Source organism: Martelella sp. NC20 (assembly GCF_013459645.1).
Lineage (GTDB): Bacteria > Pseudomonadota > Alphaproteobacteria > Rhizobiales > Rhizobiaceae > Martelella.
Map to the genome: position 1 here is coordinate 4713148 of NZ_CP054861.1, position 15538 is coordinate 4728685.

Sequence of the window (15538 nt, forward strand, 5' to 3'; positions counted from 1 at the left end):
TCATAACTATCGGTGGGAATGCCATGAAACCCGAGCCCAAGCGAAAGGCGATGCCGCCCGAAGAGCGCAAACGCCTGATCCTCGACGCAGCGCTCATTGTCTTCGTCGAAAAGGGTTTCGCCAGCGCCCGTATCGAGGATATCGCGCGTCGCGCCGGCGTGGGCAAAGGCACGGTCTATCTCCATTTCCCGGACAAGGAGAGCCTGTTCAGGGCTCTTGTCAGCGCCGATCTCGGCCCGGTCATCGAAGGCGCGCGCCAGCTCGTTTTCGGCTCCGACATGCCCTCGCGCGCCCTCCTCGATGCGCTTTACGCCAAGCTGGAGCAGGACGTGCTGAACACCACGAAAAGCGATCTGCTGCGGCTGATGATCACCGAGCTCAGCGCGTTTCCGAGTGTCACCAAGCAGTATTATCACGATCTGGTCGGGCCGGGCCTCGACCTCATCAGGACAATTCTTGAACGGGCCGAAAGCCGGGGCGAGTTGCGCTCGCGCGCCGTGCTTGCCGTTCCGCAGATCGTCATCGCGCCTGCGGTGATGACTGTGTTGTGGAACATTCTGTTTTCAAGATTCGCCACGTTCGAAACCCGCGCGGCCTTCGACTTCTACCTTGATGCCCTGTTCGTCTCACCCGAAGGAGAAACGGCATGAAACGGCTTGTCGCACTTGTTGTGATCCTCGCTCTGGCCTTTGCCGCCGGCGTCTATTTCTTCCAACCGGAACAGCAGCAGGGCTGGCTCGGCTGGGTGGAGGCGGAAATACTCTATGTCGGCGGAAGCGCCACCGCGCGGCTGACGGAACTTGCCGTGAGCGAAGGCGATCAGGCAACCGCCGGACAGAGCCTGTTCACCTTCGAAGCCGATGCCGAAAAGGCGCAGGTGGAAACGGCGCGGGCCAATCTGGCAAAGGCGGAGGCAGCCCTTGCGCTGGCAAACGCCCCGCAGAGCCGCAAGGAGGAACTTGACGCCCTGCAAGCCACCCGCAAGGAGGCGGAGGCGGATGAGACCTATACAAAGGAAACGCTCGACCGCGCCCGTTCGCTCTATCGCCAGCAGACCGGCACCAAGGCCAATCTCGACAGCGCCGTCAGCGCCTATGCCAGTGCCAAAGCCGCGCTTGACAAGATCGATGCCCAGATCGCGCTCGGGAAATTGCCGCAACGCCCGGAACAGATTGCAGAGGCAGAACAGGCCGTTGCCGCCGCAACCTCGGATGTCGCCGCCGCCGAGGCCGTTCTGGCGCTCAAAAGCGTGGCGGCCCCGGCCGCGGGCAGCGTCGAGGAGGTCTATTATCGCACCGGCGAGGTCGCGCCGGCGGGACGCGCCGTCGTCGCTCTGCTTCCGCCCGAAAATATCCGGATCGAATTCTTCGTTCCGGAAGGCGAGCGCGCGGCACTCAAGGTCGGCGACCGGGTGACGGTCGCCTGCGACGGCTGCACGCCGCAACCGGCGACGATCAGCTTCATCGCCCGCGATGCCGAATACACGCCCCCGGAAATCTTCTCGACCGAGGAGCGGGCCAAGATGGTCTACCGGCTGAAGGCCATCCCCGACAATCCGGCCGGCCTCCCCGTCGGCCTTCCGGTCACCGTTACCCACGGGAGCGGACAATGACGGATGCGGCGGCGGAAAACGTCATCTCGGTCGAAAACCTCACCAAGAGCTTCAGCGGCCGCACGGTCGTCGACCACCTCACCATGAGCGTCAGGAAAGGCGCGATCCATGGCTTCCTCGGGCCCAACGGCTCCGGCAAGACCACGACGATCCGGATGCTGTGCGGGCTGCTGACGCCCGACAGCGGCTCGGGCACCTGCCTTGGCTACGACATCACCCGCGACGGCGAAAGGCTGAGGCGGCATGTCGGCTACATGACCCAGCGGTTCTCGCTTTATCAGGACCTGACCATTCGCGAGAACCTCGATTTCGTCGCCCGGATCCACGGGCTTAAAAATCCGCGAAAGAAGGTCTCCGACGCAATCGAGCGGCTCGGGCTCGGCGGACGCGAGAAGCAACTGGCCGGCAATCTGTCGGGCGGCTGGAAACAGCGCCTTGCGCTCGGCGCATGCACGCTCCCCGGCCCCGACCTGCTGCTGCTCGACGAGCCGACCGCCGGCGTCGATCCCAAGGCGCGGCGCGAATTCTGGACCGAGATCCACGCGCTCGCGGCCGAAGGCCTCTCCGTACTGGTCTCGACCCACTACATGGACGAGGCCGAACGCTGCCACGAGATCGCCTATATGGCCTATGGCAAGCTTGTGGTGAGCGGCACGGTCGATGATGTCGTCGCCGCCTCGAAACTCCACAGCTATCTGATCACCGGGCCGGACGTTCACCAGTTCCAGTCCGCGCTTGAGCATGCAGAGGGCGTTGAACTCGTCGCCCCGTTCGGCGCCTCGCTTCACGTCTGCGGCCCCGATGAGGCGGCGCTGGAGCGCGCGATCGCGCCCTACAGAAACCGGCCGGGCACCAGATGCAGCCGCAGCGAGGCGACGCTGGAGGACGCCTTTATCTACCTGATGAACGCATCGAAGGATAATTTCGATGACAGATGAAGGCGTACGCAGCTTTGCCTCGCTCCACCGCTTCTGGGCGATGACGGTGAAGGAATTCATCCAGATGGCCCGCGACCGGCTGACCATGGGCATGATGGTCGCGTTGCCGCTGATGCAACTGCTGCTGTTCGGCTTTGCCATCAACACCACGCCGCACCACCTGCCGACCGCCGTGATGCTGGGCGAAAGCACGGATGCCTCGCGCGCCGTGCTGGCCGCGCTCGAAAATACCGATTTCTTCGAGATCGAAGCCGTCGCGACCAGGGCCGAGGAGATGGACCGGCTGCTGGAATCCGGCAAGGTTCTGTTCGTCGTCGAAATCCCCCTGAATTTCGAACGCGATCTCAGGCGCGGCGATACGCCTTCGATCCTGGTCGCGGCCGACGCCACCGATCCCGTCGCCTCGTCCTCGGCGCTCGGTGCCCTTTCCGGCGTGGTATCCTCGTCGCTTTCCGGCCTGCGCCATATCAGGGTTGACGTCGAACAGCCGCCGCCGTTCGAATTCGTGACCCATCGCCGCTACAATCCGGCCGGCAAATCGACCTTCAACATCATCCCGGGCCTGCTCGGCACCATTCTGACGATGACGCTGCTGGTGTTCACCGCCCTTGCCGTCACCCGCGAGATCGAGCGCGGCACCATGGAAAACCTGCTTGCGATGCCGATCCGCCCGATCGAGATCATGATGGGCAAGATCATGCCCTATGTCTTCGTCGGCCTGTTCCAGGCGGCGCTGATCATCATGGCCGGGCTGTTCGTGTTCCGGGTGCCGATCCTCGGCGATCCGTGGTCCCTGATCGCGCTGACGCTGCTGTTCGTGGTCACCAACCTGTCGATCGGCTACACCTTTTCCACGGTGGCGCAAAACCAGCTTCAGGCGGTTCAGATGTCGATGATGTTCTTCCTGCCGAGCATCCTGCTCTCGGGCTTCATGTTCCCGTTCGCCGGCATGCCGCAATGGGCGCAATATCTCGGCGAGGCATTGCCGCTGACCCATTACATCCGGATCGTGCGGGCGATCATGCTGAAGGGGGCAGATATCACCGTGCTCGGCTATGACAGCCTGATGCTCGCCGTCATCGCACTCGCGGCGATCACCATCGCTGTCGCCCGCTTCAACCGGACGCTGGACTGAAATCGCCAGCGTCCTGAATCTCGTCCTTCGGTTTCAATCCCGCTTGCTTTCTCACTTTGCTTTGCCCACACTCGCGGCAAAACTCCGGGGAACGGCAGAAGCCGGCAAGGACGCATATGTCAATCAAAGCAGCGATCTACCACCTCACCCATTACAAATACGACAAGCCCGTCAGCCTCGGCCCGCAGATCATCCGGCTGAAGCCTGCCTCGCATTCCAAGACCAAGGTCATAAGTTACGCGCTGAAGGTCACCCCGGACAATCATTTCGTCAATCTGCAGCAGGATCCCTACGGCAATTACCAGGCCCGTTTCGTGTTCCCGGAGCCGGTGACGGAATTCAAGATCGAGGTCGATCTCGTCGCCGACATGTCGGTCTACAATCCCTTCGATTTCTTCGTCGAGGAACAGGCGACCAAATATCCGTTCGACTATGACGAGGCGATCAGCGAGGACCTGTCGATCTATCGCACGCCGGAGCCGATGGGGCCGCTGCTGAAGGCCTATATGGAAAAGCTCGACCTTTCGCCCGGTCAGGGCACGGTCGACATGCTCGTCGGCATCAACGCCAATCTTCAGCACGATGTCGACTACATCATCCGGATGGAGCCCGGCGTGCAGACGCCGGAGGAAACGCTGGAACGCAAGTCCGGATCGTGCCGCGACAGCGCCTGGCTGCTGGTCCAGATCCTGCGTAACATGGGGCTCGCCGCGCGCTTCGTCTCCGGCTACCTGATCCAGCTCGAACCCGACCTGAAGGCAATCGACGGCCCCTCGGGCACCGATCACGATTTCACCGATCTTCATGCCTGGGCGGAAGTGTTCCTGCCGGGCGCCGGCTGGATCGGATTTGACGCGACCTCGGGGCTTCTGACCGGCGAAAGCCATGTGCCGCTCGCGGCCACGCCGCATTACCGCAACGCCGCGCCGATCACCGGCGGCTATTCCGGCACGGCCGAGACCAGCTTCGATTTCGACATGAAGATTTCGCGGGTCTCCGAGCATCCGCGCATCACCAGGCCGTTTTCCGATGAAAGCTGGGAGGCGCTGAACGCGCTCGGCGAAAAGGTCGACAAGCTGCTTGAAGAAACCGACATGCGCCTGACCATGGGCGGCGAGCCGACCTTCGTGTCGATCGACGATTTCGAATCCGACGAGTGGAACACCGGCGCCGTCGGCCCCACCAAGCGCGCGCTTGCCGATGAGCTGATCCGGCGTCTGCGCGAACGTTTCGCCCCGGGCGGCTTTCTGCATTACGGCCAGGGGAAGTGGTATCCGGGCGAAAGCCTGCCGCGCTGGACCTTCTCGCTCTACTGGCGCAAGGACGGCGTGCCGATCTGGAACAACCAATCGCTGGTCGCCGAAGAGACGAGCGACACCAAGGCCGACGAGAGCGATGCCGGACGGCTGTTGCAGGCGATCGCCAACGAACTCGACATCCAGCCGGACATGGTGTCCCCCGCCTTCGAGGATCCGGCCGAATGGATGATCCGGGAAGGCAATCTGCCGGAAAATGTCGACCCCTCCAACTCGAAACTGAAAAGCGCCGAGGATCGCGCACGCCTCACCAAGGTCTTCGAGCGCGGACTGACCCGTCCGACCGGCTATGTGCTGCCGGTTCAGGCCTGGCAGGGCCGCGCCTCCGGCCTGAAATGGGTATCGGACAGATGGACCACGCGGCGCGGGCGGATCTACCTGATCCCCGGCGACAGCCCGATCGGCTTCCGCCTGCCGCTTGATGCGCTGGCGTGGATTCCGGAATCGCAATATCCGTTCATCAATCCGATGGACCCTTCCGTCCGGCGCGATCCGCTTCCCGATTACCGCAAGGACGAGGGCCGTCCGCTGCCGACGGCGCGCTTCGTCCCGTTCGAGGAAAGCCCGCAATCGGCGCGCCCTTCTCCCGGCCATTCGATCGGCGGTTATGTCCGTACCGCGATCTCGGTCGAGCCGCGCGATGGCCGGCTGTGCGTCTTCATGCCGCCGACCACGGCGCTCGAGGAATATCTCGATCTCATCGCATCCGCCGAGCGGGCCGCCGAAAAGCTCGGCCTGCCGATCCACATCGAAGGCTACGCGCCGCCGGATGACGAGCGCATCAACGTCATCCGGGTGGCCCCCGATCCGGGCGTCATCGAGGTCAACATTCATCCGGCCGCGAACTGGAAGGAATGCGTCGAGACCACGACCGCGATCTACGAGGAAGCGCGGATGACGCGGCTCGGCGCCGACAAGTTCATGATCGACGGTCGCCATACCGGCACCGGCGGCGGCAATCACGTCGTCGTTGGCGGCGCCAATCCCGGCGACAGCCCGTTCCTGCGCCGCCCGGACCTCTTGAAGAGCGTGGTGCTGCACTGGCAGCGCCACCCATCGCTCTCCTACATGTTCTCGAGCCTGTTCATCGGTCCGACCTCGCAGGCCCCTCGGATCGACGAGGCGCGCCACGACGCGCTTTACGAACTCGAGATCGCGATGGCGCAGATACCTCATCCGCAGGCGGGCGTCATGCCGCCGCTGCCATGGCTGGTGGACCGGCTGTTCCGCAATCTGCTGATCGATGTCACCGGCAACACCCATCGCGCCGAAATCTGCATCGACAAGATGTTTTCGCCGGACGGCCCGACCGGGCGGCTCGGGCTGGTGGAATTCCGCGGCTTCGAAATGCCGCCGAACGCGCGCATGAACCTTGCCCAGCAGCTTCTGGTGCGCGCCCTGCTGGCGCGGTTCTGGAAGAACCCGCTGGAGGGCAAGTTCGTGCGCTGGGGCACCGCCCTTTCCGACCGATTCATGCTGCCGCATTACATCTGGCAGGATTTCATGGATGTTCTGCAGGACCTGAAGGAAAACGGAATTGAATTCCGGCCCGAATGGTTCGAGGCGCAGCTTCAGTTCCGCTTCCCGTTCTTCGGCGAGGTCGAATACGAAGGCAACCGGCTGGAACTGAGGCAGGCGCTGGAACAGTGGAACGTGATGGGCGAACAGGGCGCGGCCGGCGGCACGGTGCGCTATGTCGATTCGTCGGTCGAGCGGCTCCAGGTGCTGCTCGAAAGCAATGCCCCGGAGCGCTACATCGTCACCTGCAACGGCCGTAGGGTTCCGCTGAAAGCCACTGATAAATCGGGCGTTTCGGTTGCCGGCGTGCGCTTCAAGGCATGGCAGCCGGCATCGGGCCTGCACCCGGTCCTGCCGGTCAATTCTCCGCTGACATTTGACATTTACGACACATGGTCGGCAAGATCGGTGGGCGGCTGCATATATCATGTTGCGCATCCCGGCGGGCGAAACTATGACACCTTTCCGGTCAACGGAAACGAGGCGGAAGCGCGGCGTCTGTCGCGGTTCGAGGCCTCGGGCCACACCGCCGGCGGTTATGCCGTTTTCAACGAGGCGCCGTCATCGGAGTTTCCGCTGACGCTCGATCTTCGAAGGCCGGCCGGATTTTAGGGCGCGCCCGGTGATATTCTGACCACGTTTTTCGATGCGTCACACAGCCGGACATGCGCCGGCAAAACGGCGGAAGCCTCCAGTCTCCCGCCGCTTCGATATATGATTTCGGCTGAACCTTCCCGGCAACGGGAAGCGGCTTTTATTGCGGGCGGCAGGGACGCGCCAGATGGCAGAGGCGAAAGCGGAACATTCCGCTGAAAGACAGAGGGCCGAACAGGCCAGCGAGGCGGAGCCCGCCATCGCCTGGAACGCCGGGAATTACGCACCCCTTCCCGGAGTGCCCGACGAGATGGTCGACGCCGCGGGAAAAGTGCGCCCGGTCTGGCAACCCTTCGTCAACGCCCTTTCCGGCATGACCACCGATGAGCTTGCCGAGCGGTTTTCGCGCGCCGACCGCTATCTGCGCGATGCCGGCGTGTTCTACCGGGCCTATGATGGCCAGGACGATACCCGCGCATGGCCGTTTTCCCATATTCCGGTCATCATCGATGACGATGAATGGCAGGAGCTTGCCGAGGGGCTGAAGCAGCGCGCCGACCTGCTTGAAGCGATGATGGCCGATTTTTACGGCGACAACCGGCTGGTCGCGGAAGGCTTCATCCCGCCGGCGCTGGTCGCCTCCAACAGCGAATTCCTGCGCCCGCTGGTCGGCGTCACGCCCGCCGGCGGCCATTTCCTGCACTTCATTTCCTTCGAGGTCGGACGCGGACCGGAAGGCAAATGGTGGGTGCTGTCCGACCGGGCGCAGGCACCGTCCGGCGCGGGCTTCGCGCTCGAAAACCGGGTCGCGGCATCGCGCGCCTTTTCCGGCATCTACGGCGACATGCATGTGCGCCGCGTCGCCTCGTTCTTCGGCGCCTTCCGCGATGCGCTGCAGGCCGCCCCCCATGGCGATGAGGGCCGTTTCGGCGTGCTCACCCCCGGCCCCGCCAACGAGACCTATTACGAACACGCCTATATCGCCCGCTATCTCGGCATCTCGCTGCTTGAGGGCGAGGACCTGATTGTCGTCAATGACCGGCTGATGGTCCGCACCGTCGCCGGACCGATGCCCGTCAGCGTGCTCTGGCGGCGGCTCGACGCCGACTTCACCGATCCGCTGGAGCTCAACCAGCACTCGCGCATCGGCACGCCCGGCATCGTCAGCGCCATTCGCGCCGGCAATCTCACCATGGTCAATGCGCTGGGATCGGGCATCGTCGAAACCCGGGCGCTGCTCGCCTTCCTGCCGGCCCTGTCGCGGCGTCTTCTGAAAGAGGATCTGAAGATCCCCTCGATCGCGACATGGTGGTGCGGGCAGGAAAACGAGCGCGCCCATGTCGCCGCCAATCTCGACCAGATGCTGATCGGCCCGGCCTATTCCCGGCAGCCCTTCTTCGATGATTCCGGTCTGTCGTTTTCCGGCAGGCGGCTTGCCGAGCGACGTCCCGACGCGGTGTCCCGCTGGCTCGAAAAGCGCGGGCCGTGGCTTGTCGGCCAGGAAGCGGTGAAGCTCTCGACCGCGCCGGCCTTCGTCGACGGCAAACTGGAACCGCATCCGTTCTCGCTTCGCGTTTTCGCGGCCCGCACCAATGACGGCTGGAAGCTGATGCCGGGCGGCTTTGCCCGCATCGGCTCCTCCGACGATGTCGCCGCCATCGCCATGCAGGCCGGCGGCAGGGCGGCCGATGTGTGGGTGGTGAGCAAGACGCCGGTCGCACGGCCCACGCTTCTGACGCGCGAAAGCCGGGCGCCGCGCAACCAGCCGGCCAACCTGCCGAGCCGGGCCGCCGACAACCTGTTCTGGCTCGGCCGCTATATCGAGCGGGCGGAAGGCAATCTGCGCATCCTCAGGGCCTGGCACGGCCGGTTCGCCGAGGTCGACGATCGCGGACAGGCGCTCCTGACGCGGATCGAAGCCTATCTCGAACAGGCGGGGCACGAGCTTTCGGAGGCAGCGCTGCCGAAGAGCCTGATGCGCGATATCGACAGCGCGGTCTATTCCGCCGGCAATATCCGCGACCGGTTTTCACCCGATGGCTGGCTTGCCCTCAATGATCTTTCCAAGACCGCGAACCGCTTCGTGGACCGGGTCGATCCCGGCGACGACGCCGCCCACGCGATCACGGTTCTCCTGCGCAAGCTCGCGGGCTTTGCCGGTCTCGTTCATGAAAACATGTACCGCTCGACCGGATGGCGGTTCCTGTCGATCGGCCGCTATCTGGAGCGCGGCCTGCACATGACCCGCCTGCTGGGCGAACTGTCCGGCGAGGATGCCCCCGACGGCGCCTTCGATATCCTGCTTGAGATCGGCGACAACGTGATGACCCACCGCCGCCACTACAACGTCAACACCGACCGGCTGACGATCACCGATCTTCTGGCGCTCGACCCGCAGAACCCGCGCTCGGTGCTGTTCCAGTTGAACGAGATGCTGGCGGAGGTCGAAAAACTGCCGAGCCAGGGCCAGATGACCCATATGTCGCCGCTCCACCGCGAGACCATGCGGGTCCAGTCCGGCCTCGCGGTGATGACCGCAAGCTCCATCTCGATCGACTATTACGCGATACTCGAGCGTGATTTCGAGGCGCTCTCCGACTGTCTCGCCCAAAGCTATCTGTGAGGGATGATGCTCTACGATCTCTCGCTGAAGATGGAATATAAATACGACACGCCCGCTTCGCTCGCGCGCCACATCACCCGCGTTCTGCCGCTCGCCGCGACCCAGCGCCAGCGCCTGATCGCGGGCCATGTCAAATTCGATCCGCATCCGAGCGAACAGCGCGGCTTTACCGATTTCTTCGGTCATCCGGCAATCGCGACGCTGATCGATCCGCCGCATCAGAGCTTCGCGATCACGATGAAGGCGCGGGTCAGCGTCGAAGCCCCGCGCTCCGCGCTCGCCTTCTCTCCCGAACTGCCGCGCCTCAGGGAGGAATATGCCCGCATTCTCGACCTCGGCCGGGATTCGCCGCATCATTTCGTCAGCGCCAGCCCGCGCATTCCCCATGACCGCGCGATCGGCGCCTATGGCCGCGAAAGTGCCGCGCCCGGCATGAGCGTTCAGCAGATCGCGAAGGCGATCTGCGCGCGCATCAATGCCGACTTCACCTATGATGGCGAGGCGACGACCGTCGACAGTACGCCGGCTGAGGCCTTTCACCTCAAACGCGGCGTCTGCCAGGATTTTTCCCATGTGATGATTTCGGCGCTGAGGGCGATCGGCATTCCCGCCGGCTATGTCAGCGGCTATCTCAGGACCATCCCGCCGGCCGGCAAGCCGCGGCTTGAGGGCGCGGATGCGATGCACGCCTGGGTCCGGGTCTGGTGCGGCGGTGCGCTTGGCTGGATCGAGCTGGACCCGACCAACAATATCGAGGCGGGATCGGATCACATCATTGTCGCCTATGGCCGCGATTATGCCGACGTCGTTCCGGTTCTCGGCGTCATGAAAACCTATGGCGAGCACCAGGCCACCCAGGCGGTCGACGTCGTGCCGGTCCCCGAAACGGTGCGCTGAGCCTGCCGACGCCATTTTCCTGCCGCTTTGGCGGTCAAGCTGATCGACCGCAAGTGCAGGCCGGGAAAGAAATTCCCGCCCGCCGCTATCGATTTATTGCAAGTGCGTCATATCAGTGCATAAATTGCACGAAAGAATATGCCCATCAGGACCTTCCACACTGGCGGGCCCATATTTCAGTCGGCCGAAGCACCCAATTTTCCAGCCTTTCATTGACGGAAAAAAACAATGAACAAAGTGACCAATCCCGACCTCCCACTGCCTACGCCCCGCTCTCACGACGCTGACGAACTGGCCGCCAGCATTCTGGAAAAGCTGATCTATCAGGTCGGCAAGGACACCATCGTTGCCAAGCCGCATGACTGGCTGCGCGCCGTCATTCTCGCGATCCGCGACCGGGTCACCGACAAATGGATGGAATCCACGCGCAAGACCTATGAGGCCGGCTCCAAGCGGGTCTATTACCTGTCGCTCGAGTTCCTGATCGGCCGGCTTTTGCGCGATGCAATATCCAATCTCGAAATGATCGACGCCATCAACCAGGCGCTCGCCAAGCTCGATGTCGATCTGGTGGAAATCGCGGGGCTCGAGCCGGATGCCGCGCTCGGCAATGGCGGCCTCGGACGCCTCGCCGCCTGTTTCATGGAGTCGATGGCGACCGTCGACGTGCCGGCCTATGGCTACGGCATCCGCTATGTCAACGGCCTGTTCCGCCAGGAAATCGCCGATGGCTGGCAGGTGGAACTGCCCGAAAACTGGCTGGCCCACGGCAACCCCTGGGAATTCCATCGTCGCGAAAGCACCTATGAAATCAATTTCGGCGGCAAGGTCGACATCATCGAGGAAGGCGGCGCCGAGCCGCGCTATGTCTGGAAGCCGGCCGAGCGGATGATGGCCGAGGCCTACGACACGCCGGTCGTGGGCTGGCGCGCCAAGCGCGTCAACACGCTCCGGCTCTGGTCGGCCGACGCGATCGACCCGATCCTGCTCGACAAGTTCAATGCCGGCGACCATATCGGCGCGCTGCAGGAAAGCACCAAGGCTGAAACCCTGACCCGCGTTCTCTATCCCGCCGACGCCAACCCGGCGGGCCAGGAACTGCGGTTGCGGCAGGAATATTTCTTCTCCTCCGCCTCGCTGCAGGACATTCTGCGCCGGCACATGCAGCAGTTCGGCGACATCTCCAGCCTGCCCGACAAGGTCGCGATCCACCTCAACGATACCCATCCGTCGATCGCCGTGATCGAGATGATGCGGCTTCTGATCGATATCCACAACGTCGCGTTCGACGAGGCCTGGGACATCACTGTCAAAACCTTTGCCTATACCAACCACACGCTGCTGCCCGAGGCGCTGGAAAGCTGGCCGGTTCCGCTGTTCGAGCGGCTGTTCCCCCGCCATATGCAGCTGATCTACCAGATCAACGCCAAGGTCCTGATCGATGCCCGCAAGCAGAGGGGCGCCAGCGACGATGCGATCCGCCAGATCTCGCTGATCGACGAGGGCGGCGAGCGCCGGGTTCGCATGGGCAATATCGCCTTCCTCGGCTCGCACTCGATCAATGGCGTTTCGGCGCTTCATACCCAGTTGATGAAGGAAACGGTGTTCTACAACCTGCACCGGCTCTATCCCGACCGGATCAACAACAAGACCAACGGCATTACGCCCAGGCGCTGGCTGAAGGAATGCAACCCGGCCCTGACCCGCCTGATCCGCGATGTCATCGGCGACGAATTCCTCGACGACACCGAAAAGCTGAAGGCGCTCGATGCGTTCGCCGAGGATTCAAGCTTCCAGGAGCGCTTCGACGCGGTCAAGCGCGAGAACAAGGCGCGGCTCTCGAACCTGATCGGCGAACGGCTCGGCACCCGCATCGACCCGTCGGCGATCTTCGATATCCAGATCAAGCGCATCCATGAATACAAGCGCCAACTGCTCAACATCATCGAGGCGGTGGCGCTTTATGACCAGATCCGCTCGCATCCGGAAATGGACTGGGTGCCGCGGGTGAAACTGTTCGCCGGCAAGGCGGCGCCGAGCTATCACAACGCCAAGCTGATCATCAAGCTCGCCAATGATGTCGCCCGCGTCATCAACAACGACCCGGCGGTGCGCGGTCTGCTGAAGATCGTGTTCATCCCGAACTACAACGTCTCGACCGCCGAGGTGATGATCCCGGCCGCCGACCTTTCCGAGCAGATCTCGACGGCCGGAATGGAGGCGTCGGGCACCGGCAACATGAAGTTCGCGATCAACGGCGCGCTGACGATCGGCACGCTCGACGGCGCCAATGTCGAAATGCGCGACTGGATCGGCGCGGAAAACATGGTGATCTTCGGCATGACCGCCGAAGAGGTCGAGACGAGACGCGCCGACGGCTACAATCCGCGCGAGCTGATCGAAGGTTCCAAGGAGCTGTCGCAGGCCCTGTCGGCGATCTCGTCGGGCGTGTTCTCCCACGATGATCCCGGCCGCTACGCCGATCTCATCGGCGGCATCTACGATCACGACTGGTTCATGGTGGCCGCCGATTTCGACGCCTATGCCGCCGCCCAGCGCGAAGTTGACGCAATCTGGAACGATCGCGCATCGTGGAACGTTAAGGCCATAAGGAACACTGCACGTATGGGGTGGTTCTCTTCCGACAGAGCCATCAGGGAGTATGCTCGTGATATTTGGAGTGCTTTATGAAACAGCCGGAGCGAAACGATCCGGATAGAGGCGGGGGCGATGTTCCGTCGAGGGGAGATGTCGAAGCCATTTTGAATGCCACGCACGGAGACGCGTTTTCCGTGCTGGGCACTCATGAGATCAACGGCAATCTCGTTGCCCGGTGTTTCTTGCCGGGCGCAGAGAGCGTCGAGGTATTTGATCTCGACGGGGAGCCCCTCGGAAAGCTGGAGCGCATTGACGATTCCGGCTTCTTCTGCGGTCGGATTTCCCTCACCACCTTCGTTCCGATCCGCTATCGCGCCCGGCGCGGCGGCGCTGTCTGGACGGTAACCGACCCCTATAGTTTCTGGCCGGTTCTCGGACCCATGGACGATTATTTCGTCCGCGAGGGATCGCATCTCAGGCTGTTCGACAAGCTTGGCGCCCATCCGATGAGCCATCAGGGCGTGAAGGGCTTCCATTTCGCCGTCTGGGCGCCCAATGCGCGCCGCGTCTCGGTGGTCGGCGGCTTCAATAACTGGGACGGCCGGCGTCACATGATGCGGTTCAGGGCCGATTCCGGCGTGTGGGAAATCTTCGCCCCCGACGTCGAGCCCGGTACGCCTTACAAATACGAGATCATCGGCTCCGACGGCAATCTCCAGCCGCTGAAAGCCGACCCTTTTGCCCGTCGCAGCGAGTTGCGCCCCCAGACCGCGTCAGTGACGGCGGCCGAGATGGAGCAGGTATGGGACGACGAGGACCATCGCGCCCATTGGGCCGGCCGCGACAAGCGCCGCGAGCCGATCTCGATCTACGAAGTCCATGCCGGTTCATGGCAGCGCCATGATGACGGCACATTCCTGTCCTGGGACGAACTCGCCGACCGGCTGATCCCCTATTGCGCCGACATGGGTTTCACCCATATCGAATTCCTGCCGATCTCCGAATATCCCTACGACCCCTCCTGGGGCTATCAGACCACCGGGCTTTACGCGCCGACCGCCCGCTTCGGCGAGCCGGAGGGCTTTGCCCGCTTCGTCAATGGCTGCCACAAGGTCGGCATCGGGGTGCTGCTCGATTGGGTCCCAGCGCATTTTCCGACCGACGAGCACGGGCTTCGCAATTTCGATGGCACCGCGCTTTATGAACATGCCGATCCGCGCAAGGGCTTTCATCCGGACTGGAACACGGCGATCTACAATTTCGATCGCACCGAGGTGGCGTCGTTCCTGCTCAACAATGCGCTCTACTGGGGCGAGAAATTCCATATTGACGGCCTGCGCGTCGATGCGGTCGCCTCGATGCTCTATCTCGACTATTCCCGCAATTACGGCGAATGGATTCCGAACGAATATGGCGGCAACGCCAATCTGGGCGCGGTGCGCTTCATCCAGGAAACCAACAAGGCGGTCTACGGCCAGCATCCCGAGATGATGACCATCGCCGAGGAATCCACCACCTGGCCGAAAGTGTCGCAGCCGGTGCATGAGGGTGGCCTCGGCTTCGGTTTCAAGTGGAACATGGGCTTCATGCACGACACGCTGAGCTATTTCGCCCGCGAGCCGGTATACCGCAAGCATCACCACCAGGAAATCAGCTTCGGCCTGCTCTATGCCTTCACGGAGAATTACGTTCTGCCGCTCTCCCACGACGAAGTGGTGCACGGCAAGGGCTCGCTGATTGCCAAAATGTCCGGCGACGACTGGCAGAAATTCGCCAATCTCAGGGCCTATTACGCCTTCATGTGGGCCTATCCCGGCAAGAAGCTGCTGTTCATGGGCCAGGAATTCGCCCAGTGGAGCGAGTGGAGCGAGGCGCGCGCGCTCGACTGGAACCTGCTCGACTACCACACCCATGAGGGCGTGCGCCGGCTGGTGCGCGATCTGAACTTCACCTACCGCGCCAAACCCGCGCTCCATGCCCGCGACTGCGAGCCGGAGGGGTTTGAGTGGACGATCGTCGACGATCACGACAACTCCGTCTTCGCCTGGCAGCGCAAGGCGCCGGGGGAAAAGCCGATCGTGGTTGTCTGCAATCTCACGCCGGTGCCGCGCGACGGCTATCACGTGCCGCTGCCGAAGGCCGGCATCTGGCGGGAAATCCTGAATACCGACGCCGAAATTTACGGCGGCAGCGGCAAGGGCAATGGCGGGCGGGTGCGCGCCGAAACCCATGGCCATGGCGGCATTTCCGCGGGCCTGATGTTGCCGCCGCTCGCAACCATCATGTTGGAACCGGAAGAGTGAGTTG

The 15538-nt window shown here is 63.1% G+C and carries 9 protein-coding genes; all 9 read left to right on the forward strand.

From position 1 onward, the window contains the following. Positions 1–23 precede the first annotated feature (23 nt). The 9 genes from HQ843_RS22530 (at position 24) to glgB (ending at position 15534) form a co-directional block, all read left to right on the forward strand. Entirely contained in the window at positions 24–650 is a 627-nt protein-coding gene (locus HQ843_RS22530) for a TetR/AcrR family transcriptional regulator (protein WP_180901100.1), read from the forward strand. Continuing rightward, positions 647–1612 carry an HlyD family secretion protein gene (locus HQ843_RS22535; RefSeq protein ID WP_180901099.1) on the forward strand — a complete coding sequence of 322 codons (966 nt, stop codon included), beginning with the start codon at positions 647–649 and terminating at the stop codon, positions 1610–1612. Before HQ843_RS22530 ends, HQ843_RS22535 begins: the two co-directional genes overlap by 4 nt. Continuing rightward, positions 1609–2550 (forward strand): ABC transporter ATP-binding protein, encoded by a 942-nt coding sequence (locus HQ843_RS22540; protein WP_180901098.1) that lies wholly within the window; start codon positions 1609–1611, stop codon positions 2548–2550. The genes HQ843_RS22535 and HQ843_RS22540 overlap by 4 nt, the downstream gene beginning before the upstream one ends. Then, a complete protein-coding gene (locus HQ843_RS22545) occupies positions 2540–3685 on the forward strand; it encodes an ABC transporter permease (protein ID WP_180901097.1) in 1146 nt (381 codons plus the stop codon). The genes HQ843_RS22540 and HQ843_RS22545 overlap by 11 nt, the downstream gene beginning before the upstream one ends. A gap of 116 nt (positions 3686–3801) precedes the next feature. Next, on the forward strand, positions 3802–7131 hold the full coding sequence (locus HQ843_RS22550; protein WP_180901096.1) for a transglutaminase family protein: 3330 nt from the start codon (positions 3802–3804) through the stop codon (positions 7129–7131). 169 nt (positions 7132–7300) lie between these two features. After that, positions 7301–9736: a circularly permuted type 2 ATP-grasp protein gene (locus HQ843_RS22555; RefSeq protein WP_180901095.1), complete on the forward strand. Its 2436-nt coding sequence runs from the start codon at positions 7301–7303 to the stop codon at positions 9734–9736. A 6-nt stretch (positions 9737–9742) separates the two neighbouring features. Further along, the gene (locus HQ843_RS22560) at positions 9743–10633 is read left to right on the forward strand and encodes a transglutaminase family protein (protein WP_180901094.1); all 891 of its coding nucleotides are present in this window, start codon (positions 9743–9745) and stop codon (positions 10631–10633) included. A gap of 228 nt (positions 10634–10861) precedes the next feature. Continuing rightward, the gene (locus HQ843_RS22565) at positions 10862–13324 is read left to right on the forward strand and encodes a glycogen/starch/alpha-glucan phosphorylase (RefSeq protein WP_180901093.1); all 2463 of its coding nucleotides are present in this window, start codon (positions 10862–10864) and stop codon (positions 13322–13324) included. After that, positions 13321–15534, forward strand: a complete 2214-nt coding sequence (gene glgB, locus HQ843_RS22570; protein WP_180901092.1) for a 1,4-alpha-glucan branching protein GlgB — start codon at positions 13321–13323, stop codon at positions 15532–15534. Before HQ843_RS22565 ends, glgB begins: the two co-directional genes overlap by 4 nt. Positions 15535–15538 lie beyond the last annotated feature (4 nt).

Coding starts and splice junctions, on each gene's coding strand:
- glgB (WP_180901092.1), top strand. CDS start 13,321: ATGAAACAGCCGGAGCGAAACGATCCGGATAGAGGCGGGGGCGATGTT.
- HQ843_RS22555 (WP_180901095.1), top strand. CDS start 7,301: ATGGCAGAGGCGAAAGCGGAACATTCCGCTGAAAGACAGAGGGCCGAA.
- HQ843_RS22530 (WP_180901100.1), top strand. CDS start 24: ATGAAACCCGAGCCCAAGCGAAAGGCGATGCCGCCCGAAGAGCGCAAA.
- HQ843_RS22550 (WP_180901096.1), top strand. CDS start 3,802: ATGTCAATCAAAGCAGCGATCTACCACCTCACCCATTACAAATACGAC.
- HQ843_RS22565 (WP_180901093.1), top strand. CDS start 10,862: ATGAACAAAGTGACCAATCCCGACCTCCCACTGCCTACGCCCCGCTCT.
- HQ843_RS22560 (WP_180901094.1), top strand. CDS start 9,743: ATGCTCTACGATCTCTCGCTGAAGATGGAATATAAATACGACACGCCC.
- HQ843_RS22535 (WP_180901099.1), top strand. CDS start 647: ATGAAACGGCTTGTCGCACTTGTTGTGATCCTCGCTCTGGCCTTTGCC.
- HQ843_RS22545 (WP_180901097.1), top strand. CDS start 2,540: ATGACAGATGAAGGCGTACGCAGCTTTGCCTCGCTCCACCGCTTCTGG.
- HQ843_RS22540 (WP_180901098.1), top strand. CDS start 1,609: ATGACGGATGCGGCGGCGGAAAACGTCATCTCGGTCGAAAACCTCACC.